This window comes from Lentibacillus persicus (assembly GCF_900112705.1).
Taxonomy (GTDB): domain Bacteria; phylum Bacillota; class Bacilli; order Bacillales; family Amphibacillaceae; genus Lentibacillus; species Lentibacillus persicus.
The window spans coordinates 21,022-46,549 of the sequence record NZ_FOMR01000001.1; the positions used below are offsets into that span (position 1 = coordinate 21,022).

Below are 25,528 nucleotides of genomic sequence, written 5' to 3' on the forward strand. Positions count from 1 at the left end.
GTATAATACGGAAGAAATGAAAGGGAAAGGACGTCCATATGGAAAACGCAAAAACAAACGAAACATTGTTGATGATAATATGGGCGCAATCGGTTGCAGCGGTACTCGGCAGCTTGTTTTTTTCCGAAGTACTCGGCTACGTGCCGTGTGAATTGTGCTGGGTTCAGCGGATATTAATGTACCCGCTGGTGATTATTTATGGTACTTCGCTTATAAAAAAAGATGTATCGATTGCTCTTCCCGGGTTAGTCTTAAGCAGTATTGGAGCAGTTGTATCCATCTATCATTATATGGTGCAGAAAGTGCCGGCACTTCAGGAGGCAGGAGGTTCATGTGGCGCTGTACCGTGTAATACCGAATATGTGAACTACTTTGGCTTTGTCACGATCCCATTTTTAGCCGGTTCTGCTTTTATTATTATTACCGTATTGCATATTTTTATCTTAAAACGGAGGAAAATTAACTTATGAAAAAGAAAATGATTATTATATTAAGTTCAATCGTCGTATTGTTAGTTGCGCTGTATTTTGTTGTTGATTACAAAAATCAGCAGGCGATGGGTGATAATGAAAATCCATATGGAAAAGAAGACTTGGATCAGGCAACGATTGATCAATTAGATAACCCGAACTATCAAAATCAAATTTTGCCGGATGAATTAAGTGATAAACTGGAGAATGGAGAAGACATGATGGTCTATTTCTATGATCCGACATGCCCCCATTGTCAGGAGTTAACGCCAAGGCTTGTCCCAATTGCAGAGGACATGAATGTCGATATGAAGAAGTTGAACCTACTTGAATTTCAGGGTGCTTGGAATACGTACGGCATACAAAGTACCCCGACACTCGTTTATTTTGAAGATGGGGAAGAGGTCGACCGTATTAACGGCGCCCAGCAAAACGAACTGTTCGAAGCGTTTTTCAATGAATATGCTGCTGACGATTCAGGAGATGAACAAGAGGCTGGGGCATAACTTATATTTAACATAAAAGACGAACGATAATTTAGAGGGGGCGGGATACACCGCTCCGGAAATATGCTTCGCTTTCCGCGGGCGGCTGGTGAGCCAACTCGTGCTCGTCGTGTTGCAAGTTTTTCTGTGATGCAGCACTCCTCGCAGGTCGAAGCATACTCGATGAAGTCTTGCTTTGTGCCAAGGCACTTCGTCGTCTCACCTATGCCTCTGTTCCCGCAGGAGGCTACGCATATTTCCTCCGCTAACCCACATTATCGTTCGTCTTTTCTTTCACCTTTAAACCTTTTGTCCCAGGCTCTTATTTTATTTTTCTTCTAAATCAATCATCCGGTAACTGGTTATAAATGGCCGGTCAAGAAAATAGGCTGGCGGTTTCACATTGCTTCCTTCTTTATGTGCCTTCTTGAATTGATCTGATTTTTTCCAGTTTTCAAAGTCTGCTTCTGAAGCCCATTGTGTCATGACAACATATGTGTTTCCTTTCTTTGGTCTCAGTAATCTGAGTGCCTCAAAGCCAGGCATTGTTTCAACATTTTGCTGGCGCTGTTTAAATTTATCCTCAAAGGTTGCCTTGCCGTCATCGGCTACGGGAATATTATTCATGACCACAAAGCCGGTGTCTTTAAGGTCTCCCTGTTGCAGTATGATTTCATAGGATCTCCCGGAAGCAAAGATGCTCTTTTTTTCATCTTCGTAATAGACAAGTGTGCTGGCACTTTCCCGCATAAAATAAAAATTTTTCCCAGGGTGTTTTTCCGGAAGCTTTCTTAAAAAATCCAGCGTCCCGTTTGTCATATAGCCGTTCATATTTGAATCCCCCTTTGTATTTTAGGCTTTTTCGTAAGCATTGTTGTTTCCTTCACATTTGATGTAAAGTGCGAACCAATGAAAATTCTTCCTTCTAATTTCAGTAAGTGCTATACCACCGCTTCGGAAATACACGCCGCTTTCCGCGGGCGGCTGGTGAGCCAACTCGTGCCAAGGCACTTCGTTGTCTCACCTATGCCTGTGCTCCCGCAGGAGTCGGCGTGTATTTCCTTCGCTAAGATTGTTTATTTCTATACTATTATGGAAACAGTAAACACTTCCCAGCGCAGGCAATATACGAAGACTCCTATGGGAACAGCACGTGTCCGAAGACACCTTGAAAAGTGGTCTTTGCTTTTCAAGGTGGCTGAGGCCGTGCCCATGGAAAGCGAAGTATATTGCCGGAGCGGCTTTAAGCACCCATGTGTATTTCCGAAGTGGTGGACGAGGCACTAACTAGTTCGCACTTTATGGATTTTTTGTAACAACAATCTCACAGAAAAAAAGCCTTTATTTACTGTTAGTTTATCATACCCGTTTCTCTAATGTGTTACGCTTAATTTTAAACACCGTACGTTATTTAGAATGATTATCAGATGACAGTGGATATTATTCTTTCGTCACTGCGAGAATTGTCGTATACTAATACTGAGGTGAATTAATAATAAGATGAAGAAGCTTAAATGGCTGCTTTTGTCATTAGTTTTTGTACTTGCATTGGCTGCAATGGGGTATGCGACCGTTCTCTTTGGCGGTGCCCTGATTGTTGATAAGGAAGACATGATTCTTGATGCAACAACTACCATTGAAACAAATGACGGAACAGTCATCGGAAAGTTATATGAAGAAAATCGTGTGCCTCTATCGCTTGATGACATACCTGAACATGTCCGAAAAGCCTTTATAGCAATCGAAGACAGGCGCTTTTATCAACACTCCGGCGTTGACTTCAAATCGGTTGTTCGGGCCGTTTATCGTGATATCATTGCCATGGCCAAAGTTGAAGGAGCCAGCACCATAACACAACAGCTGGCAAAAAACTTGTTTCTGACCAATGACAAAACATGGCTCCGGAAAACGAAGGAAGTTATGGCTGCCATGCATTTGGAACGAAACTTCTCCAAAGATGAAATTCTTGAATTGTACTTGAATGAAATATACTTCGGCGAGGGCGTTTATGGTATCGAAATGGCGTCTCAAACGTTTTTCGACAAGCCGGCCGGTGAATTAACACTTTCCGAGAGCGCACTGCTTGCGGGTTTGGCTAAAGCCCCAAACGGCTATTCACCAATTCGCCATCCGGAAAAAGCGGAAAACAGACGAAATATCGTGTTGCAAGCGATGGAAGATTCAGGCGTAATCTCCTCGGAGGAAAAGACTGCGGCACAGGGTAAAACATTGGGGTTGGATATTCAGGAATACGAGCCGAAACCATGGGCAGCCAGTTACATAGACCTGGTTTTAAAAGAAGCAAAAGACAAGCATCATTTGTCGAATAAAGAAGTGCGCCGGGGCGGCTACAAAATTGTCATCAACATCGACCCTGAAATCCAGCAAATCGCCTATGAAAAGTTCCAGAATGAGACGTATTTCCCGGGTAATACAGAGGGGGTGGAGGGGGCTTTCGTCATGATTGAACAGGAATCGGGGGCAGTCGCCGCAGCTGTCGGCGGAAGGGATTATCAGCTGGGGGACTTGAACCGGGTCCTGGTAAACCGACAGCCCGGTTCAACGATGAAGCCGCTCGCTGTATATGGGCCCGCGATGATGAAGGAGAACTATCAGCCTTATACCCTGATTCGTGACCAGAAAATGGCGATTGATGGTTATACAGCGACAAATTATGACGGGCAATATGATGGTTCTGTGTCCATTTATGAAGCACTGGTAAAGTCGAAAAATGCGCCGGCAGTATGGTTGTTAAACGAGATAGGAATTTCTTATTCTAAAACGTATTTGGATGATTTAGGTTTGTCGGTACAGGACGAGGGGCTGGCAATAGCCTTGGGCGGATTATCAGAAGGGTTAACACCGCTTGAAATGACCGAAAGTTATCGTTCATTTGCCAGCGGCGGCGATAAAGTTGATGCTTTGGCTATCAACCAAATCTATAATCGGAAAGGCGAGGAAGTCTATAAAGGGCAAACAACACCTTCTGAAGTGTTCAGTCAGCAGGTAGCATGGAACATGACGTCGATATTGGCCGATGCTGTTACGGAAGGAACAGGAAGCCCCGGCTATTATTCAAAAGCGCTGGCGGGCAAAACAGGAAGTACACAGCATCCGCACGTTGATGGCGCGGTGAAAGATGCCTGGTTTGTCGGCTATACACCGGAGTATGTCAGTGCAGCATGGATGGGCTATGATCATTCGGATAAAGAACATTACTTAACAGCTGGAAGTGAAAAGCCAACACAGTTGACCAAAGATATTTTATCTGAAGTGGATCAGCAGAGATCTTTAGCTGCATCGTTTGATAAGCCAAAAAGTGTCGCGGAAGTCCCAAAACCAATCGATTTGCCTGAGGATATCACATTGCACGGCGGCTATTCGTTCAGAGGCATTTCCCTTTTTAACGGCAAACTCGAATGGAACACGGCTGAAGATGACCGGATTGTGTATCGTGTTTACCGGGAAGAGGAAAACGGGATAGATGAACGGATCGCTGAAGTCAAAGGCGGGCATGAATATACCATTGACCGTGTTAATATTTTCAGCAGGTCCAGCTACTATGTTGTGCCGTATGATCCATTAACTAAAATGGAAGGCGTTCCATCAAATACGGTTGAACTTTCCTCCTGAAGCTAAAATTTACATTAATTGAGACAAATTGATGACAATCCATCAAGCTTTCTATACAACGAGGCTGAGAATCGCTATAGTAAGTATTGGAAGCTATAGTAGGGTAAAGGGTGAAGTAAGTGTCAAAACAGTTTAATGATACGATTCTAAAAGCATATAAAGGCGAGAAGACTGATTATACGCCTGCATGGTTTATGCGTCAGGCTGGCAGGTCACAAAAAGAGTACCGGGAGCTGAAAGAAAAGTATTCGCTATTTGAGATTACGCATCAGCCTGAGCTGTGCGCTTATGTGACACGCCTTCCTGTCGAACAATACGGTGTTGATGCTGCGATTTTATATAAAGATATTATGTCGCCGCTTCCGTCACTTGGTGTTGACGTGGAAATAAAAAAGGGTGTTGGACCGGTTATTGATAACCCGATTAGAACGTACCAGGACGTCGAAAAGCTTGGGATGATTAATCCTAAAGCAGACGTGCCGTATGTTCTTGATACGATTCGTCTTTTGACAGAAGAACAGCTTAGTGTACCACTTATTGGATTCAGCGGCGCCCCATTCACACTTGCAAGCTATATGGTTGAAGGCGGTCCGTCAAAAAATTACAGCAAAACAAAGGCATTGATGTACAGCCAGCCGGATGTCTGGTTTGCTTTAATGGATAAATTGGCTGATATGACGATTGCTTACGTAAAAGCTCAAATTGACGCCGGAGTGAGCGCTGTACAGGTTTTTGACTCCTGGGTAGGTGCTTTGAGTGCTGAAGATTACCGCTATTATATCAAGCCGGTTATGGAGCGAATTTTTTCGGCATTGCAGACGAAAGATGTGCCACTGATTGTTTTCGGTGTCGGTGCACGGCATCTCTTGCCGGAGTGGAATGATTTACCGGTTGATGTTATCGGCCTTGACTGGCGCACATCGATAACAGAAGCGCGTGAAATGGGGGTTACCAAAGTGCTGCAGGGCAATCTCGACCCGACAGTCCTGCTTGCAGACTGGGAAACAATCGAAACTAAAACGAAAGCGATTTTGGACGAAAGCAAACAGGATAATAAGCATGTTTTTAACCTTGGTCATGGTGTCACGCCGGATATTAAGCCGGCGACACTTAAAAAATTGACTGAGCTTATCCAAACTTATTCAAAACGATAATTTTTAGACTGATGAGGTGTTTCAAATGGGAAAGAAAAAACTGGGTTTACTGGTCATGGCATATGGCACGCCTTATAAGGAAGAGGACATTGAACCGTACTACACTGATATTCGCCATGGACGAAAACCGTCTGAAGAAGCATTGCAGGATTTGAAAGACCGTTATAAAGCAATCGGTGGTATATCACCATTAGCCCGGATTACGGAAGAACAGACGAATGCTTTAGAGGAAAAATTGAATGGGATGCAGGATGACGTTGAATTCAAGGCATACATTGGCTTGAAACATATCCATCCATTCATTGAAGATGCGGTTAAGCAAATGGCTGACGATGGCATTGATGAAGCTGTATCCATTGTCTTGGCCCCCCATTATTCAACTTTCAGTGTGAAGTCGTATAATCAGCGTGCCAATGATACAGCGGCCAAATACGGCATTTCCATTGAGTCGGTGGAAAGCTGGTACAATGAACCGGGCTTTATCAAATATTGGGCTGATGCGATAAGTGATGTTTATGATGCGTTACCTGAAGCGGAAAAGGAAAAAGCCGTTCTTGTTGTTTCGGCGCACAGTCTGCCGGAGAAAATTTTGAAAGATGGCGATCCGTATCCAGATCAACTGAAAGAAACAGCCGAATTAATTTCAGATCAAACAGGCATTCAAAACTATGCAATCGGTTGGCAAAGTGAAGGTAATACGCCTGATCCATGGCTGGGTCCGGATGTTCAGGATCTAACCCGTGATTTGCATGAACAATATGGCTACCGTTCATTCATTTACGCACCGGTTGGTTTTATCGCTGATCACCTTGAAGTGCTCTATGACAATGACTATGAATGCAAAGTGGTGTGTGATGAGCTTGGCGCAACTTATCACCGTCCGGAAATGCCAAATGCGCATCCACAGTTTATTGCCACACTTGCTGAGGTGGTCTTGAATAAAGTGAAGCGTGAAGTACAATGAGTGAGACGAAAAAAATATTAATAGTGGGCGGCGGAATAACAGGTTTATCCGCTGCCTACTATTTGCAGAAAGAAATAACTGAAAAAGACTTGCCGTATGAGATAAAACTTGTCGAAGCAGGAAACCGGCTGGGCGGTAAAATAAAAACGACCAGGCGCAACGGCTATGTGATTGAGCAAGGACCTGATTCGTTTTTATCACGTAAAGAGCCCGGCGTTAAGCTGGTGAACGAGTTGGGGTTAAGCGATCAACTTGTGCGTAACGGTACGGGGCAATCTTATATTTTAGTAAATGGTAAATTGCATAAAATGCCTGCAGGGTCCTATATGGGCATCCCTGTCAGGATGCGGCCATTCTTGTTTTCCGGCATTTTTTCACCTGCCGGAAAGCTGCGTGCCGGAATGGATTTTGTGAAACCAAGAGGCAAAGCAGGCGACCAGTCACTAGGAAGCTTTTTCCGCCGGCGGTTCGGGAATGAACTTGTCGAGAACTTGGTAGAACCGCTTTTATCCGGGATTTACGCCGGGGATATTGATAATATGAGCATCAAAGCAACATTTCCTAACTTTTATCATTTGGAACAAAAACACCGCAGTTTGATTAAAGGGCTGCAAAAAACGACGCCGAAACCACCGAAACAAAAGAAAACAGGTGCTAAAAAACAAGGTATCTTTTATTCGTTTGAAAATGGATTGGAAACATTGGTGGAAAAGCTTGAGTCCGTTCTTGGCGATATTGTGTCACTTGGCACAGGGGTGGACCATATCGAAAAGAAAGAACATGGTTACCACGTGTTATTGAGCGATGGTGACGTATATAAGGCGGATGCAGTTGTGATGGCCACACCACATAACACAGTACCTAAGATCTTCAGTCAGTACAGCGTCTTTGATGACTTCAACGATATTCCTGCAACCTCTGTGGCCAACGTTGCAATGGCGTTTGATGCCTCAGCCATTAAACAGGATATTGATGGAACAGGTTTCGTTGTTTCCCGAAACAGTGACTTTCGAATAACCGCGTGCACGTGGACGCATAAGAAATGGCCGAACGCCGTACCTGAAGGAAAAGCACTCGTCCGCTGTTACGTCGGGAAACCGAGTGATCAGGCCGTGGTGGATTTATCGGATAAAGAAATTACGGATATTGTCATGAACGATTTAAACAAGACAATGAATATTACTGAGGAACCTGAATTCAGTGTCATCAGCCGCTGGAAAAATGCCATGCCGCAATATACCGTCGGCCATACCGAGCGTATAGCGAATGTCCGGGAAACAATGGGTCACCAACTTCCAGGCGTATTTCTGGCCGGCAGCTCCTACGAAGGCGTAGGCATTCCTGATTGTATCGGCCAGGGAGAAAAAGCAGTTAAAGATGTGCTCAAGTATCTACAAGGTTGATTTTGAACGGGAGACCGGGAGACCGGCACCAAATTGTATGTTTGGTGCCGGTCTTTTTGCGATTAAAAAAATTACAGTGGAACGGATATCGACAGAAGGAGCGAAGAATCTTCAGAAGAGAAATTATATCAACGGTAGAATGATAATATCAACAGAAGACCGGGAAAATCAACAGATGAGCGATAATATCACCAGAAGAAAAAATTTATCTGCAGAAGATAGGCTATATCACTAGAAGAATAGTGGCCCTTCAAAAATTGAACTATTAATATGTGGAAATGAGGAATTTTGTGGAAAATCACTCATATACGGCGCGTAGTATTTCCTTCCTTTATTCCGTCCATCGTGTTGAAGATGCATGCTGTTTAAAAGGGTGTGAGCCGTTCTTGGTGAATCAATCTGCAGTATTTCCCGGCATTCTTTATTTGTGATTGTAGGTCCATGAAGAAGAAAATAGTCTAATATAACCCTTTGATGAGCTTTAAAGGATGTTGAATAACAATTTGGGCATTGCCATTTTTTATATAATCGCTTCATAGGGTAATGCTGGCATCTCTCACAAGGTATCCCTTTTATCAAATGTCGTTCAGTTAAATGATGCTTCTGCAATAAGTCTGTCCGAAGTGCAGTATCTTCGTGCAATAACGTTTTGCACAGATTTCTCAAATCCGCTTTTGTAAATTGTTCCTCTGTAAAGTTATTGTTCAATCGATCCAAGTGCTGGTGCAAACTTTCATTGTGAATTATTTTCTTATAAACATCTGGATCCTCCCTGACGTTCTCAATAATCGTTGAGGGAAAAGCAACCACTACAAGGGTTTCAATCGGAATATTATATTTTGCCTTATTTTCCATCCAGCTGACTAGATGTGCTTTTTGGGCTTCAGCCTGAAGTATCGGATCTTTAAAAGACTTCGTTTCGCCGTTAATTTCTTGTGTTAGTTGCTGCTGTTTGGAATCATACTTAAATGTTCCTTTTTTATTTTTAATTTCGAGAATGCAGATGAATTTTTTTGTCAGGAGGAGCGTGTCTATTTGAAAATGAAACGGAGGGTTTGCCAACCGGAGACCTTGAAAAATGAAGAGATTTTTATGTGGGTAAGTAGAAAGTTTGTAGTCAACGTTTCTTTCGCCGTCATAACCGGCTTTTTCCCGTTTGTATGCTGAAACTATGGAATCGTTTAGCCAATATTCTTTTAAAATGCGCCGGAACATTGCCTCATAAGCTAACAATTTATGCGTCTTTGTTCTGTATTTAACTGTTATGGAATTCAAAGTCAAATCACTCCTTTTTGTGAATAGCTATATATTCGACAAAAAAGGATAATTTCCTGCTTTAAGAAGTCAATTTTTTTGTGACAAAATAGCACGATTACAATAAAATGCTACTCGAAAAGAAAGCATTAGCAGAACTTTTAAATAGAACACCAGCAGAAAATGACCAGAATCTGCAGAAGAGAACATAAATCAACAGAAGAATGAGAATATCAACAGAAGACCGGGGAAATCAACAGATGAGCAAATATATCAACAGAAGAAAAAATTTATCTGCAGAAGACTAACGATATCGACAGAATAAAGGGAATATCAACAGAAGCATCACCGTCCTATCTAATATAAAAAAGTGCCCCGGCCAGGACCGGGGCACAGACTTTCTATGCATAGCTTTCTTCCAGTTCATCGACGAGTTTGCCTACATAAGCGACGGCTTCTCTGATTGCTTCGGGGTTGGACATGTCCACACCGGCTTTTTGGGCCAACTCAAGTGGTTTCATCGTTCCACCCGCTTTCAATACAGCCAGCCAGCGGTCGACAGCAGGCTTGCCTTCTTCCCGGATTTTCCCGGCGACGGCTGTGGAAATCGTCAGGCCGGCTGAATAAGTGTATGGGTAAAGCCCCATATAGTAGTGCGGCTGGCGCATCCACGTCAGGCCGGCGCCTTCATCAATTTCCACTGCATCTCCCCAAAAGTTTTGCAATGTTTCGCTTTTCTGCCCGGTTAGGACGTCTTCTGTCAGCGGCGTGCCAGACTCAGCCAATGAATAGACTCTGCGCTGGAATTCACCTTCAAGTAAATGCGTCACAAAGTTATGATAATACGTTTCAAGAAGCTGTGTGATAACCCAACGTTTCATTCGTTTATCATCTGTGTTGGCAATCATATAGTCTGCGAGCAGCAATTCGTTCAGTGTTGAAGGGGCTTCAACAAAGTAGGTTGATGGTTCAGTGTTAACCAGTGACTGGTTCTCACCGGCGAGATAGAAATGGCCTGCGTGTCCCAGCTCATGGGCCAGTACAAACGCACCACGCATTGTGTCTGTCCATGTGATTAAAATATACGGATGAACTCCATATGGTGAAGCACAAAAGGCGCCTGACTGTTTTCCTATGTTATCAGCCCGGTCCACCCAGCGTTCATTGATACCTTTGCGTATAATTTCACTATATTCAGGTCCCATCACCGCAAGTGCCTGTTGTATTGTGTCGGTTGCTTCCTCAAATGTTGTGGAAGGATTGAATGCCGGATCAAGCGGCGCTTTTAAATCATAGAAATGCATTTTTTCAAGGCCAAGTTTTTCTTGCTTGAGCTTGGCAAACCGGCGCATGTGCGGTGCGAGTTCCTCCTGTACGATATCAAGCTGATTATGATACATTTGTTTGGTTACCTGCTGTGAATGCAGCAGCATATCAGTCACGGAGTCGTACGAACGAAGCCGCGACATTGTGACCTGTTTGGTTACTTCAGTACTGTATGCAACGGCATACGTATTTTTATAGTGATTTAACGTTTTTGTAAATGATTCAAAAGCCTGTTTGCGGATAACAGCATCCGGGGAAGTTTCATAGCTGTCTTCGTAAAGGGCTGCTGACATGGGGAGTTCTGTTCCGCTTTCATCTGCTATTGCATCAAATGCCAGATCGGATGATTTGCTTCGTTCATAAATCATAAAAGGCGCGTTATGTACATCGCTGAGTGCAGCCAGCGTTTCTTCGGTTTCCGGTGCCAATACAAATGGTTTCTTCTCGAGAATATCTTCAAGCAGTTTTCGGTACGTTTCCAGTTCGGGTTCTTCTTCGACAAGCGGTTCTAAATGGTCAGCCTGCAGTTCGAGAAGTTCGTTTTCAACGAATGCAAGTTTAGCGCCAAGATCTGCGAGAACAGAAGCTGTGCGGGCTGAATCCGCTTGATTTTGCGGGTCTGAACCATCTGTGCTTGATTTTAATTCCGCATATGTTGAAACACGAATCAGACGGTCTTGGAAACGTTCATAAGCCTTCAGACCGTTTAACAGGTTTTCGACATTTGCTGTGAGACGTCCTTTATATTGTGTCACGTCACTCACATTAGCTTGGATAGCGTTTAATTCCCGCTCCCATTCGTCCCGTGAAGCGAATAAATCAGTCAAATCCCACGTTTTGTCTTCGGCCACTTCAGAACGTTCGAACCGTTTCATTTCATGTGTCATCGTATCAGTCCTTTTCATCCAATTCTTACTAAAGTATAAAGTAAAACTTCATTCAGTGGAAGGGTTTTATTCCACTGAATGTTAGTTGACCTTATCAGACATTTAGGGCCAGTTAACCGCCGTATTCTGGCGGATTAGTGGCCATTATATGGGTGGAAAAGTAAAACTTCATTCAGTGGAAGGGGTTTGTTCCACTGATGAAGAGGAACAAAGGCTAAGTTCGCAACATCGTGTTGCAACGCCTTTGTGACCTGCATCGTGCAGGCCCGAACTTATCAGACATTTAGGGCCAGTTAACCGCCGTATTTTGGCGGGTTAGTGGCCATTATATGGGTGGAAAAGTAAAACTTCATTCAGTGGAAGGAATTCATATTTGGGCGTCGGGCAAGATAACGTATAGCATAAAAAAAGATACAGCTGTATGAGTAGCTGTATCAGTGGAAAAAAAGTATATTATTCATCTACAATGAACTTAGGCTCAAAGCAAGTTATCTTGCAGGAGTGTCGCATTCGTCACACAGATTGCCGTAACAATCCGCTTTTTCTATCATGTCGTGACCGCAATTGCGGCATTTTTTTCTAGGCAGATTACGGAAAAACTCAACAACGTTCATCATATATAACATCCCCTTTGTTGTGTTAAAACTATTGTATTATAACAGTATGTGTGTTGTCAATACTGTGTTACAACAAATTTTAAATTCGAGGTGAAAAATTTATGAAGCTGACGATTATTGGGTATTGGGGTGGCTATCCAGCCCCGGGTGGCGCTACTTCAGCGTATTTATTGGAACAGGATGATTTTACACTGTTAATTGATGCGGGAAGCGGGGCGTTATCCAAACTCCAGCATACGAAACACGTCATGGATCTTGATGCGGTCATCCTGTCGCATTATCACAACGATCATGTAGCCGATATTGGTGTGCTTCAATATGCATGGCTCGTTCAGTCTTATATTCGTGAAAGGAATGAAATTTTGCCGATATACGGGCATACAGAAGACGAAGAAGGCTTTAAAGCATTGACACACAAAAATACAGAAGGCATACCTTATGATCCGGATGCTGCACTGGAAGTCGGCCCGTTTACCATTACGTTTTTGCGGACGGAGCATCCGGTGCCGTGCTTTGGCATGCGGATTACAGATGGCGAAACAGTTCTTGTCTATACGGCGGATACAGCTTTTAAGGAAGAATGGTATGATTTTGCAAGAGACGCTGACTTTCTCATAACGGACTGTAATTTTTATGAGCATCAGGATGGCTCCGGCACCGGGCATATGACGAGTAAAGAGGGTGCTATGATTGCGGAGGAGGCAAACGCTGGAAAGCTTATTCTGAGTCATCTGCCGCAATATGGAGACAATCGAAATCTGGTTAAAGAAGCAAAACAATATTTCTCCGGAAGTATTCAGTTGGCAGCCGAAGATCTCGTGTGGGAAAAGTCATAAATTTTGCCTGGGATCGCCATTTTTATTAAACTGTTAACTAGGACGTTAGAATGACAAGGGAGGAACAAAACGTGAAATTTATTGATAACCAAGGTATCACCGACCCGACTATAAACTTGGCCATAGAGGAATTTATCCTGCAGAATTTTGGGGAACAAGATACATATTTATTATTCTATATCAATAAGCCCTCAATTATTGTCGGAAGAAATCAGAACTCAGTGGAAGAGATTAATACCGACTATGTCGATAAAAATGGTATTAAAGTTGTCCGCAGGCTGTCCGGAGGCGGAGCAGTCTACCATGATGAGCAAAACCTTAATTTCAGCTTTATTACAAAAGATGATGGGGAAAGCTTTCAGGATTTTGCAAAATTCACCCAGCCGATTGTTGATGCGTTGAACAAAGTAGGTGTGCCCGCCGAAATGAAAGGCCGTAATGATCTGGCTGTAGAAGGCCGTAAAATCTCCGGCAATGCCATGTTCTCAACACGAGGCCGGATGTTCAGTCATGGCACATTGATGCTTGATTCAGAAATTGAAAATGTTGTTTCAGCATTGAATGTCAACAAAGAAAAAATTGAATCAAAAGGGATCAAATCGATACGCAGCCGTGTGGCCAACATTTCGGAATACCTTAATGAAAAGATTTCGATGGATGCGTTCAAAGAAATGATCCTGAAACATGTATTTGATGTGGAAGATGTTAACGATGTGCCCGAGTATAAGCTCACTGAAGCCGATTGGGAAGAAATTTATAAAATCTCAGAAAACAGGTATCAAAAATGGGAGTGGAACTTTGGCAAGTCCCCTAAATTTAATGTGCAAGAGTCACATAAATTTGATGCAGGACTTGTTGACGTGCGGCTCGATGTTAAAAATGGCATCATTGAAAACTGCAAAATCTACGGTGACTTTTTCGGACTTGGAGAGATCAGTGACCTGGAAAATGCATTGACAGGTGTACGCCATGAACGTCAGGCGATTCAGGAAGCACTGGCTGATGTTGATGTCCCGCATTACCTCGGTAAAATTCCAAAAGAAGAATTTATGAAAATGCTGTATTAATACAGATGAATTTTTATTAAGCAGTCCAACACAAAATGGACTGCTTTTTTTCTTGGGAAGATATCTTACACAGTTGTGGCACCTTTTAATCTTGTCAAACCCGTAAAATTAAGAAAAAATTGAATTTTCTATTGTCTTTTGCATTTCTTATTGGTAAATTATAGATACGCCTCTTTCTTTTCATGTTTACATGAAAGGATGAAAGATTATGCTCGATAATTATTACGCCCCATCTTATGAAATAACACCTCTCACCATGGCTGTCATCGCTCAGCAGGACGAAAATGGAAACACCACCACGCGTATCCTGGAAGATCAGGAGGAATATTCCATCCATTATACCCCAAGTAAAATGGTTGATAACGCCTGCAAGTTTTTCGGGAGCAGCCTTCGGGGAAGACAGGATGGCACCCGCGACATATGTGGCATCACCCACAAAGCCCCGATTTCAATCGACCCGACCAGCGGCATGTATTTTTTCCCAACAACATCACCAACCAACACGAAATGTTCATGGATCGCCCATTCGCATATTGATCAGGTGAATCAGGGACCTGGGAAACAGACTGAAATCATTTTTAAAAACCAGAAATCCATTATTCTGTCTGTCTCTTTTGGCTCGATGCTTAACCAAGTACAGCGGACTGCACAATACCGCTACTTACTTGATAATCGGATTAAGTATCTGCAGCGGCATAATCCGGAGATGATTGCTGAGCCTTTTGTATAAGTTCCTGTATGATGACCTCCACTTTTTTGCGGATTGCCGGGTTAAAATAATTGCGTTTTTCTTCCCGTCCCCTGCAAAGGAACAAATAGGAAGAAAACGAATCATTTTTATTCAGTGCCATAACTTGAATTTTTTTGTCCCGCATGGTCTTTCGCAGCTCTCTCCGTTCGTTCGCAGCTTCAGCATGCATTTTTTCCAGAAGTTTTATATACGGTTCCTTAATTTTAAAGTTTCCCTGCTCAATTGTTTGAAGATCCTGCTGAATTACCACAATGGCCATCGAAAGAAACAAAAAGCGTGAAGCCAGTTGTAATTCCTCGTCATTTAAATAGCGCAAACCATTCCCTCCGTTCACGAACGTTTGTTCCTTTTATTGTTAGTATATGATAAATTGAACAAAAAATACACTAAAAAACTCAAATTGAGGTAAAATGATAAGAAAGAGGCATCTGTCATTCTACTGACAAAAGATCATCTGGAGGATAATGGGCTGGATATTTTTTACTGTGCACGGCGTAAAGATTGCTATAAAATAAGTATAATGAGAATGACGATGAATGAAGAAAACGCTTTTGAGTAAGGGGACACAAAATAGATGAAGTTGCTGAATATCAGCCTGGCTGACTGGCGGCTGTGGCTGGAACAGGACAAAATGGATGAATATATTTTAAAATTACTGAATGAATATGAAAGTCTTGGCCCGCTGCCGGGGATTTTATTGCCATTTATAGAAGCATTTCTTCCGTTTTTGCCGTTAATCGTATTTGTCTTTGCCAACGCAGCAGCATATGGTTTGTGGAAGGGCTTCATATTTTCCTGGATTGGTGCATGCAGTGGGGCTGTCCTGGTATTTTTAGCCATACGCAAGCTTGGGGATAAGCGTATATTTCAAATCATACGCCGTAACAAGCAAGTTCGCCGGGTAACCGCATGGGTTGAGCGGCACGGTTTTGGTCCGCTCTTTCTGTTAATGTGTTTTCCTTTCTCACCGTCGTCAGTCATCAACATCGTGGCAGGGCTTTCAAAAATAAGTGTTCAGCAATTTATTTTGGCCGTTCTTCTCGGAAAGTCGGTCATGATTTTCTCCCTGGCTTTTGTCGGATCAAGCATCTTTGAATTTGCCAAAAATCCGGTCAGAACAATTGTCGTCGGTATCTGCATAGGCTTGTTCTGGCTGTTTGGAAAATATATTGAAAGGCGGCTTCAGCGAAGAACCGTCATAAAGGAGATTTCTGAGCGGGAAAAGATTAAAAATTAGCCAATCAGGGTATGCTGTTATAAGTGATAGAAAGCGGCTGCATTTATAAGAGAAGCGTGAATTTATTGCGCTGCACGCTTATGTGGATGTTATTCCGTATTCAGTTAACACCCTGGAGGAAGATTGGTATGAAAAAAAGATACTTACGAAAGATTGTCCCGGTCGTGTTGGCAGCTGTGGTTCTGGCAATTATTTTCCGTTCCTCGCTTTTTGCCAGTTACGTGGTTAATGGTGAGTCAATGGAGCCAACTTTATATGACGGGAATTTATTAATGGTCAATAAAGTAGTTTATAATTTGACAGATATTGATCGCTTTGACATTATCATCTTCCGGGCTGATAAAGACGATGATTATGTTAAGCGGGTCGTCGGTCTCCCCGGCGATAAAATAGTTTATGAAAATGATAAATTGTATATTAATGGTGAACATGTGAAGGAGCCGTTCTTAGAGCCGTTTCGTGATTTGAACGATAGTGAACCGTATACGAAAGATTTTACGCTTAAGGGTGTCACAGGCTCTGCAGAGGTACCTGAAGGGAAATTGTTTGTCATGGGAGATAATCGTCAGGACAGTCTCGACAGTCGTGAGATTGGGTTTGTGGACGCTGAAACATTGGTTGGAAAAGTCGATATTAAGTACTGGCCCATTTCAGAGTTGAAATTGAGTTTTGGCTAGGGCATATAAAATAAACGGAAAGTGTATTAAACCTATTTCTCTGATAAAATGAGAAATAGGTTTTTCGTTTTAGACTCTTTTCGTAAACGTTGAACCTTCGTAGTTTCCATAAACTGCGAACTAACTCTAATTTTGAGTTGGTGTGTATCCCGCCGCTCCGGAAATACACGCCGCTTTCCGCGGGCGGCTGATGAGCCTTCTCGTGCTATCGCACGCGAAGTCTCACCTATGCCTTTGCTCCCGCAGGAGTCGGCATGTATTTCCTGCGCTAAGATTGGCTTGAGCGTATAGCATCACAGAAACAGTAAGCATCCCCAGCGCAGGCAATATACGCAGACTCCTATGGGAACAGCACGTGTCCGAAGACCCCGCAAGAAAGCGGTCTTTGCTTTCTGAGGAGGCTGAGGCCGTGCCCATGGAAAGCGAAGTATATTGCCGGAGCGACTTTTAATACTTACCGTAATTAAGAAGGGAAGAATTTTCACTGGTTCGCAGTTTACATCCAGTGCGGAGCAGATAACAAAATCTATGCGAAAACAGTCTTGTTTTAACATCAGTTAATGTTATAAAACAGTCTTTAATTTCAAGGGGGGACTGGATAAATGGGAGTCCGATTTTTATTAGGCAGGGCCGGCGCGGGAAAAAGTGAACGGGTTTTAAACGACATCCGGAAAAAACTCGCGGAAAACCCGCAAGGCTCACCGATTTTTTATATTGTACCGGAGCAAATGACGTTCCAGCGTGAATACGCGCTGTTTCAGGACGCCATCACTGGCAGCATCCGGGCTCAGGTCGTCAGCTTTTCCCGCCTGGCTTGGCGGGTGATGCAGGAAACAGGCGGGGCTACAAAGCAATTTATCAGCTCTGTCGGCACGCAAATGATGCTCCGCAAAATTATTGCCGAAAAAGAAAGCGATTGGCACGTTTTTCAAAAAGCGCTTGAAAAGCAAGGGTTCCTGGAGCAGCTTGAAAACATGATAACAGAATTTAAACGTCACCGTGTGACACCGGAAATGCTTTATATGCAAATCGAACAGATGAAGCAGTTTGTTCATAAAGAACCTGGTGAAGCAGCACTGGAAGGTAAGTTAAATGATTTGGCTTACATCTATGACAATTTAATCCGCGTGCTGCAAGGTAAATATGTGGACAGTGAGGATCAGCTTCAACTGCTTGCAGAAAAAATAAAGCACGCGCCGCTGCTGGATGATGCTGACATTTATTTAGACGGGTTTCATCGTTTTTCACCGCAAGAGCTCCTCGTCGTTGAAGAACTGATGAAAAAATGCCGTTCGGTAACGGTAGCATTGACAACGGACACGTTAAATGACGCCAGCTTGTCCGAACTGGATCTCTTTTACCAGACAAAAGAGACGTGTCGTGAATTACAGGCGATTGCTCATGAAAATGCAGTTCCGATAGATGAAACGCTCATACTCGGACCGGAAGACGGCAGGCTGCATAACCGTCCCTATTTTACGCATCTTGAACAGCAGTTTGATGTAAGGCCTGCCCCTGTTTATGACGGTGAAGTGCCGATTCAGATAGCTGAAGCAGTCCACCCGCGTGCAGAGGTGGAAGGCGCGGCTCAGGAGATACTCCGCCTCGTAAGAGAAGAAAACTACCGCTTTCAGGAGATAGCTGTATTTATCCGCCAGACTGATGTTTATCATGATTTAATCGCCACGATTTTTAATGATTATGATATTCCTGTTTTTATAGATGAAAAGCGCAGTATGCTGAATCATTCGCTGATTGAATTTATCCGTTCGATTATGGATGTGGTGGATGGAAATTGGCGATACGATGCGGTGTTTCGCGTGTTGAAAACAGGATTCATTCCAATAACGGATTCCCGGCATCCGCTCGATAATGACGGTATTGATGAGCTTGAAAATTACGTGCTTGAATACGGCGTTCGGTCACGTTCGCAGTGGATGAGTGATGAGGACTGGGTTTTTCAGCGATTTGCCGGTTTTGACCGGTCGGCGCAGACCGATGCGGAAAAAGAAACACAGAAGCGGATTAACGCATACCGGAAACAAGTTGTTCGGGCTTTAGGAGGATTTGATAAAGCATTTCGGAAAGCTGCGACCGTAAGTGAACGCTGTGAAATTTTGTATACATTGCTTGAAGAACTTGGCGTTCCGACCAGACTTGAAAAGATGCGGGAAACGTTTGATGAACAAGGTCAACTTGAAAAAGCACGCGAACAGGAACAAGTATGGAATGCTGTTATTCAGCTGTTTGATGAGATAGTTGAAATGGCGGGAAATGAAACAATGTCCCTGGAAACATTCCGCTCTGCTGTTGAGGCTGGTTTTGAATCACTCACATTCGCCCATGTACCGCCAAGCATTGACCATGTGATTGTGGGTACGATTGACCGGTCGCGCATAAGTGGAATGAAATGTTCATTTCTGCTCGGTGTGAACGAGGGCACGTGGCCGATGAAAGCGGCAGACGAGGGCATGATCAATGAACAGGAACGGCAGCGGCTTGCCGCACAGGGTTTGGAGCTTGCTGAAAGCAGCGAGCGTCAGCTTCTGGATGATTGGTTTTATATGTATCTCGCATTTACCTCAGCGAACGACTATTTATGGGTCAGTTACCCGCTGAGCGATGAAGAAGGTAAATCGAAAATGCCATCCCAGCTGATTAAGCGGGTGGAAGACTTATTCCCTTCATGCTGTGATCATCTTCTGCTGCAAGAGCCTGATGAACTGTTTGATGCTGAACGTTTTATCACAACCCCGCTTAAGACGAGGGCAGCGCTCACTGTACAGCTGGCCCGCAGTGCAAAAGGCTATCCGGTTAAAAAGGTGTGGTGGTACGTGCTCGACTGGTACATACGCCATCATGCAAAGTACAGTACCACTTATACGATTCTGCAGAGTCTGTATTATCAGAATCTGCCGGTGAATCTGAGCAAACAGACGACCGAATCGCTTTATCCGCAACAGGTGAAAGCGAGTGTATCAAGGCTTGAGTCTTACTATCGCTGTTCCTATCAGCATTTTGCCCAGTACAGCTTAAATCTTCAGGAACGAAAAACGTATAAGCTTGATGCCCCGGATATTGGCCAACTGTTCCATGAAGCACTGAAAAAGATTACCGAATGGATCCAGGCTGACGGCAGGGACTTTGCTCAACTAACGCGACAGGAAAGTGCCGGCTATGCCCGGCAGGCCGTTGAAAATCTGGCGCCGGTCCTGCAGCATCAGATTTTGCACAGTTCAAACCGCTATAAGTATATCCAGAAAAAGCTGCAGGACGTGATCACTCGCGCCACCCACATTTTAAGTGAACAGTCACGGCAAAGTGAGTTTTCACCGGTTGGACTCGAGCTTGGATTTGGGGATAAACAGACTCTCGATCCGGTTTCACTAAAACTTCCGAATGGCTATGAACTGATGCTGCGCGGACGTATCGACCGGGTCGATAAAGCGGAAAGTGCTGAGGGTTTATTTCTGCGGATTATTGATTATAAATCGAGCGAAAAGGGCTTGAGTCTTTTAGAAGTATATTACGGGCTGGCGCTTCAAATGCTGGCATACCTTGATGTTGTGCTGTCCCAGTCTGAACAATGGCTCGGGGTGAAAGCGAGCCCGGCAGGCGTTCTTTATTTCCATGTTCACAATCCGATGCTTTCTGACGCTATGAATCTATCAGATAACGAAATTGAAAAGAAATTATTCAAAAAATATAAGATGCAAGGCTTGCTGTTGTCTGATCAAGAGCTTATCAGGCAAATGGATACCTCGCTGGAATCAGGCGTGAGCGACATCATACCGGCCGGCTTGAAAAAAGACGGTGATTTCCGAAAAGGTTCCAGGATTGCCGATCAGGAAACGTTCAGAAGTCTTCAAAACCATATTCACCATTTGATGATGCAAGCAGGACTGGATATGACTTCAGGCGGTGTACATCTGAACCCTTATCAGCATAAGCAGCAGACAGCATGCACGTTTTGCTCATTCCGGTCAGTTTGTCAGTTTGATCCGACATTGGAAGAGAATAACTACCGCAAACTGACCGATATGAAGGATGAGGAAATTTTGGACATGCTGCGTCATAAGGAGGAATCATAGTGGTCAACTGGACAACCGAACAAGAAGAAGCGATTTATACTGATGGGCGTGATGTTCTTGTTGCTGCAGCTGCCGGGTCAGGAAAGACTGCGGTCCTTGTTGAGCGGATCATCCAAAAACTTGTTCGAAAAGAAAACCCGGTGGATATTGACTCGTTGCTGGTGGTGACTTTCACCAATGCAGCTGCACAGGAAATGCGCAACCGTGTGGCGGAGGCACTTGAGGAACGGTTGGCAGAAGATCCTTCTTCCATCCATTTGAAAAAACAATTATCACTTTTGCAGCGTGCTTCAATTTCCACATTGCATTCATTTTGTCTTGATATTGTCAGACAGTACGCCTATCTACTTGATATTGACCCGGGCTTTCGGATTGCAGACGATATGGAAGCCGATCTCATCAAGCAGGAAGTGATCGATGACTTATTTGAAGAATGGTACGGGAAAGAAGATGCTGAGCAGCAGGAAAATTTCTTTTCAGTCGTTGACCGTTTTTCCAATGACCGTAGTGATGCCGATGTTGAGGAACTTGTTTTCAAATTATATAACTTTGCCATGCAAAATCCCTGGCCGGTCAAATGGCTCGACAGGCTGGCAGATGCCTATGACGTGCCGGAAAACTGGGAAGAGGACGATTTGGGCTGGCTTCAAATTATCAAAAATGAAGTGCAGAATGAGTTGGATGCTATCAATCAGGAGATGCAGCTCGCCATGGAACTGACACGGGCAAGTGACGGCCCTTATCATTACGCTGAAGCCATTGAATCTGATATTGAATTAGTGCACGAAGCAAAAGCCAGGCAAACAAACTGGCGTGATTTGCAGGCGTTTATGACGTCAAGTTCATTTGGAAGGTTATCCGGTAAGTCTGTTGAATGTGATGAAGCAAAACAGGATAGTGTCAAAACGCTCAGAAAAAGTTATAAAGACCGATGGGAAAAAATGAAAAAAAACTGGTTCAGTCGCAACTTGGAAAGCCATGTGGCAGATATGCAGACACTGGCTCCCGTCATCAGACAACTGGCTGAATTGGTGAAGCAGTTCAAAGAACGTTTCAGCGAGCAGAAACGCGAACGCGGGATCGTGGATTTCTCCGATTTAGAACATTTTTGCCTCGAGCTTTTAATGGACGAATCGTCAGATGAAGGAAATGTGGTACCGTCCAATGTCACCATCAGTTTAAGGAATCAATTTACAGAGCTCCTGGTTGATGAGTATCAGGATACGAACCTTGTTCAGGAGACAATTTTGACAATGATAAGCGATTCAAACGGGCCGGGGAACATGTTTATGGTCGGCGATGTCAAACAAAGCATCTACAGGTTCCGTCATGCTGAACCATCCTTGTTCATTGATAAATATAAACGATTTGCGAGTGAAGAACTTTCGGCAAGGCGGATCGATCTCGCAAGTAATTTCCGCAGCAGAGAACAAATCTTGAAAGGAACGAATTACGTTTTCAGGCAGATTTTGGATGAAACGCTTGGTGAAATAAATTATGACAAAGACGCTGAGCTGATTTATGCCAACAACCGGTATGATGCACTCCCGCATCCGGAACCGGAACCTGAACTTGTCATTATCGACCGCGAGGCACCTGAAGAAAAAGAGGATGTCTCACCGGAAGAAGAAAATTATCAAGATTTGGAGAAGGCGCAGCTTGAGGCCCGGGCTTATGCTGAAAAAATTAAAAAATGGATAGGGAAGAAGGACGAAAAACCGCTCCAGGTTTATGATAAAACAACCGATGCCCAACGGGATATGCAATACCGGGATGTTGTGATATTGCTCCGATCGATGACATGGGCACCTGCCATTATGGATGAATTGAAGAAGCAGGGCATCCCTGTTTATGCTGAACTTTCCACGGGCTATTTTGAAGCAATGGAAATAAGAATCATGATTAATCTGCTGAAAGTAATTGATAATCCGAGGCAGGATATTCCGCTTGCTTCTGTATTAAAGTCGCCAATCGTCGGTTTGGATGAGGAAGAACTCGGGCAGGTAAGACTGGCTGACAAACATGGAAACTATTATGATGCGTTAAAAGCCTATTACAAGCAATATAATAATGATACAGCCGTTAAAGCCGGAAATTTTCTGACTCAGCTTGAACGCTATCGTCTTGCTTCAAGGCAGGGCGCACTGTCGGAACTTATTTGGCAAATCTATCGGGAAACCGGTTATTATGACTTTGTCGGCGGTATGCCCGGCGGCCGTCAGCGCCAGGCTAATCTAAGGGCGCTTTATGACCGTGCTCGCGGCTATGAATCAACGTCATTTCGCGGGCTGTTCCGTTTCTTGAGATTTATTGAACGGATGGAAGAACGGGGCGACGATCTTGGGGCCGCCCGGGCGCTCAGTGAACAGGAAGATGTTGTAAGGATTATGACCATTCATAAAAGCAAAGGGCTCGAATTTCCTGTCGTTATTCTCGGCGCAATGGACAAACAATTCAATACACAAGACCTAAGCGCGCGCTATTTATTGCATAAAGACCTTGGATTTGCCAGTAAATTTATCGATCCTGTTAAACGGATTATGTATCCAACACTGTTTTATCATGCGATAAAAGCAGAAAAGCGCCGTGAAATGCTGGCTGAAGAAATGCGGGTTTTATATGTTGCGCTGACGAGGGCAAAAGAAAAACTGCTGATGGTCGGCAATGTCGCATCTTTCGCCAAAAAACAAGCGAAGTGGGAACAGATTATGCATCATGCTGACTGGGTACTCCCCGCGCACTATCGCTCGGGATCGAAAACATATTTGGACTGGGTCGGCCCGGCTTTAATCCGCCACCAGTCCAATGCGCCATTGCGTTCAATGGAGGTTTCTGACCAGGTGCTTGATGCGATTCAAGTTGACCCGTCTGAGTGGCATGTGTCAGTGATCCATGGAAGTTACTACGCGAATTTGGATGAAGAGCCATCGCGTGAAGCGGGCGAACTGAAGGAAAACATTGTGAACTGGCGAGAGCTGGATTTAGAGGATAATGTTTATCATAAAGCTGTTGACAACCGGTTATCCTATGTCTACCCGTATCATGAAGCTGCACATTCCCGTGCTAAACAGACCGTGACTGAAATTAAGCGGCAGCGTGAAATAAAAGATGAATACAGCGATGACCAGCTTGTTCAAGGCTTTCGGCAGCCGATTATAAAACGGCCTGCCTTTATGCAAAAACAACAGACGATAACAGCTGCAGAGCGAGGCACCGCGATGCATACCGTTATGCAGCATCTCCCGTTGGATAAGCCTCTTTCCGGAACAGAAATTGAAGAATTTGTTGAATCACTCGTTGAACGTGAGTTACTTACGGAACAGGAAGCAGAAGCGATTGAGATACCAGCTGTTGAAGCCTTCTTTACGACCAGCATCGGTCAAATGGTGATAAATGCGCGGGTTATTTATCGTGAAGTGCCGTTCAGTTTAACGCTGCCCGCATCAGAAATCTATGCGAACTGGACGAGCGATACGGATGAACGCGTGCTTGTGCAAGGTGTGATTGACTGTGTTATCCCCGGTGAAGATGGCTGGATATTATTGGATTATAAAACAGATGCCATCACTGGTGAACTCACTGAAGCGAAAAAGCATAATTTGCTTAAGCGTTATGAAGTACAAATAAAACTTTACAAACAGGCATTGGAATCAATCTGGAAAGAACCTGTCACAGCAGCTCATCTTTATTTCTTTGATCGTCAGCTGGAAATGAATCTTTGATTTAAATATATGACAAATTTGTTACAGAGTAATGCTAAGTAACTGCTTGCCAAAACCTTGATATATCAGGGTTTTGGCTTTTTTTAACCTGGAAAAAGTGTCAACCTGTTAAGACTGTTGCAGAAATCACTTTTACGTGTGATTTAGTTCACTTCGACAGAGCCTCAAACTGAATAAGATATAACCATAGCCAGTTAAACAAGGAGGGGGATTTACATGGAGGACGTCAAAAAGAACGTACCTGAACAAGAACATAATGAAGACGAAAAGTCGTTAAAGGGAACTTTTGCATCTGTTATGCTTCTCGCGGGTTTTCTCATTGCTTCTTGGGCGGGAGTCTTTCTGCTGTTTATGGACCGGGTGTAATCGAGCATTCCTCGATATTCATTAAGTCCCTGATTCAATCGATGGAGATCTCCTTACCTGCAAGTACGGGGAACATCCGATAATTAAGCAAATTCAGACCTTATCATAGGGAGGGAATGACATGCATCGTTTAGAGGAAATTTGGCTTAGCGTAAGTGCGGGCGTTTTAGTACTATTTATGGTTATTGTAGGTTATCAGGCTTTTGCGCTGGGAATGGGTCCGCCAAGTCACCAGGAAACAATTGATCCACAGAAAGTTGATGAAACAGAACCATTTGATGAACCTGGCGTCTACGAAACAGGCGAAAATGAATACGAAGTCGTAATGACACTTCAGGCATTTAGTTTTACGCCAAACGAAATTGAAGTTCCGGCGGGTGCAGAGGTGACGTTCACGATGACATCAAAAGACGTTACCCACGGATTTCAGGTAGCCGGTACCAATATTAACGCTATGGTTATGCCAGGGCATATACAGAAAATCACGCACACCTTTAAAGAACCGGGCAATTATCTCGTATTGTGCAATGAATACTGCGGAACCGGGCATCAGCTGATGTCAACGGAAATTATGGTGAAGTAAAGGAG

At 43.8% G+C, this 25,528-nt stretch carries 20 protein-coding genes; 15 read left to right on the forward strand and 5 right to left on the reverse strand.

Going from position 1 to position 25,528, the window contains the following annotated elements:
• Positions 1-38: 38 nt before the first annotated feature.
• Entirely contained in the window at positions 39-470 is a 432-nt protein-coding gene (locus BMZ22_RS00140) for a disulfide oxidoreductase (RefSeq protein WP_090079783.1), read from the forward strand.
• Complete coding sequence (locus BMZ22_RS00145; protein ID WP_090079785.1) at positions 467-976, forward strand: thioredoxin family protein; 510 nt, start codon at positions 467-469, stop codon at positions 974-976. The genes BMZ22_RS00140 and BMZ22_RS00145 overlap by 4 nt, the downstream gene beginning before the upstream one ends.
• 306 nt (positions 977-1,282) lie before the next feature.
• Here the strand turns inward: BMZ22_RS00145 and BMZ22_RS00150 are convergent, their stop codons facing one another.
• Complete coding sequence (locus tag BMZ22_RS00150) at positions 1,283-1,786, reverse strand: antibiotic biosynthesis monooxygenase family protein (protein WP_090079787.1); 504 nt, start codon at positions 1,784-1,786, stop codon at positions 1,283-1,285.
• Positions 1,787-2,455: 669 nt separating this feature from the next.
• Here BMZ22_RS00150 and BMZ22_RS00155 point away from each other — a divergent pair.
• The 4 genes from BMZ22_RS00155 to hemY all read left to right on the forward strand — a co-directional run bounded on the left by BMZ22_RS00155 (position 2,456) and on the right by hemY (position 8,109).
• Positions 2,456-4,588, forward strand: coding sequence for a transglycosylase domain-containing protein (locus tag BMZ22_RS00155; RefSeq protein ID WP_090079789.1), 2,133 nt, complete (start codon positions 2,456-2,458; stop codon positions 4,586-4,588).
• Positions 4,589-4,707: 119 nt separating this feature from the next.
• Positions 4,708-5,742 carry a uroporphyrinogen decarboxylase gene (gene hemE / locus BMZ22_RS00160; RefSeq protein ID WP_090079790.1) on the forward strand — a complete coding sequence of 345 codons (1,035 nt, stop codon included), beginning with the start codon at positions 4,708-4,710 and terminating at the stop codon, positions 5,740-5,742.
• 25 nt (positions 5,743-5,767) lie between these two features.
• The gene (hemH, locus tag BMZ22_RS00165; protein WP_090079792.1) at positions 5,768-6,706 is read left to right on the forward strand and encodes a ferrochelatase; all 939 of its coding nucleotides are present in this window, start codon (positions 5,768-5,770) and stop codon (positions 6,704-6,706) included.
• Positions 6,703-8,109 carry a protoporphyrinogen oxidase gene (gene hemY / locus BMZ22_RS00170; RefSeq protein WP_090079793.1) on the forward strand — a complete coding sequence of 469 codons (1,407 nt, stop codon included), beginning with the start codon at positions 6,703-6,705 and terminating at the stop codon, positions 8,107-8,109. The genes hemH and hemY overlap by 4 nt, the downstream gene beginning before the upstream one ends.
• A 231-nt stretch (positions 8,110-8,340) precedes the next feature.
• Here hemY and BMZ22_RS00180 read toward each other — a convergent pair whose 3' ends face one another.
• The 3 genes from BMZ22_RS00180 to yhfH all read right to left on the reverse strand — a co-directional run bounded on the left by BMZ22_RS00180 (position 8,341) and on the right by yhfH (position 12,193).
• The gene (locus tag BMZ22_RS00180; RefSeq protein ID WP_245745098.1) at positions 8,341-9,384 is read right to left on the reverse strand and encodes a nuclease-related domain-containing protein; all 1,044 of its coding nucleotides are present in this window, start codon (positions 9,382-9,384) and stop codon (positions 8,341-8,343) included.
• 380 nt (positions 9,385-9,764) lie between these two features.
• Positions 9,765-11,594 carry an oligoendopeptidase F gene (gene pepF / locus BMZ22_RS00185; RefSeq protein ID WP_245745099.1) on the reverse strand — a complete coding sequence of 610 codons (1,830 nt, stop codon included), beginning with the start codon at positions 11,592-11,594 and terminating at the stop codon, positions 9,765-9,767.
• A 470-nt stretch (positions 11,595-12,064) separates the two neighbouring features.
• Positions 12,065-12,193 carry a protein YhfH gene (yhfH, locus tag BMZ22_RS00190; protein WP_090079796.1) on the reverse strand — a complete coding sequence of 43 codons (129 nt, stop codon included), beginning with the start codon at positions 12,191-12,193 and terminating at the stop codon, positions 12,065-12,067.
• A gap of 101 nt (positions 12,194-12,294) precedes the next feature.
• Here yhfH and BMZ22_RS00195 point away from each other — a divergent pair, with 101 nt between their 5' ends.
• From BMZ22_RS00195 to BMZ22_RS00205, 3 genes are all read left to right on the forward strand, one after another.
• Entirely contained in the window at positions 12,295-13,029 is a 735-nt protein-coding gene (locus BMZ22_RS00195; protein WP_090079797.1) for an MBL fold metallo-hydrolase, read from the forward strand.
• A 71-nt stretch (positions 13,030-13,100) separates the two neighbouring features.
• Complete coding sequence (lplA, locus tag BMZ22_RS00200; protein WP_090079799.1) at positions 13,101-14,096, forward strand: lipoate--protein ligase; 996 nt, start codon at positions 13,101-13,103, stop codon at positions 14,094-14,096.
• Between the two features lie 208 nt (positions 14,097-14,304).
• Positions 14,305-14,826 carry a competence protein ComK gene (locus BMZ22_RS00205; RefSeq protein ID WP_090079802.1) on the forward strand — a complete coding sequence of 174 codons (522 nt, stop codon included), beginning with the start codon at positions 14,305-14,307 and terminating at the stop codon, positions 14,824-14,826.
• Here the strand turns inward: BMZ22_RS00205 and BMZ22_RS00210 are convergent.
• Entirely contained in the window at positions 14,774-15,163 is a 390-nt protein-coding gene (locus BMZ22_RS00210; RefSeq protein WP_090079805.1) for a YhjD family protein, read from the reverse strand. The genes BMZ22_RS00205 and BMZ22_RS00210 overlap by 53 nt on opposite strands.
• Before the next feature lie 258 nt (positions 15,164-15,421).
• Between BMZ22_RS00210 and BMZ22_RS00215 the strand changes: the two genes are divergently transcribed.
• The 6 genes from BMZ22_RS00215 (at position 15,422) to BMZ22_RS00235 (ending at position 25,523) form a co-directional block, all read left to right on the forward strand.
• Positions 15,422-16,084 (forward strand): TVP38/TMEM64 family protein, encoded by a 663-nt coding sequence (locus BMZ22_RS00215; protein WP_090079809.1) that lies wholly within the window; start codon positions 15,422-15,424, stop codon positions 16,082-16,084.
• Between the two features lie 128 nt (positions 16,085-16,212).
• Positions 16,213-16,761 (forward strand): signal peptidase I, encoded by a 549-nt coding sequence (lepB, locus tag BMZ22_RS00220; RefSeq protein WP_090079812.1) that lies wholly within the window; start codon positions 16,213-16,215, stop codon positions 16,759-16,761.
• 602 nt (positions 16,762-17,363) lie between these two features.
• Entirely contained in the window at positions 17,364-20,852 is a 3,489-nt protein-coding gene (gene addB / locus BMZ22_RS00225) for a helicase-exonuclease AddAB subunit AddB (protein ID WP_090079814.1), read from the forward strand.
• Positions 20,852-24,574, forward strand: coding sequence for a helicase-exonuclease AddAB subunit AddA (gene addA, locus BMZ22_RS00230; RefSeq protein WP_090079817.1), 3,723 nt, complete (start codon positions 20,852-20,854; stop codon positions 24,572-24,574). Before addB ends, addA begins: the two co-directional genes overlap by 1 nt.
• 216 nt (positions 24,575-24,790) lie before the next feature.
• Positions 24,791-24,940 (forward strand): cytochrome c oxidase subunit 2A, encoded by a 150-nt coding sequence (locus tag BMZ22_RS16705; protein WP_143069937.1) that lies wholly within the window; start codon positions 24,791-24,793, stop codon positions 24,938-24,940.
• Positions 24,941-25,061: 121 nt separating this feature from the next.
• A complete protein-coding gene (locus tag BMZ22_RS00235) occupies positions 25,062-25,523 on the forward strand; it encodes a cytochrome c oxidase subunit II (protein ID WP_090079819.1) in 462 nt (153 codons plus the stop codon).
• Positions 25,524-25,528 lie beyond the last annotated feature (5 nt).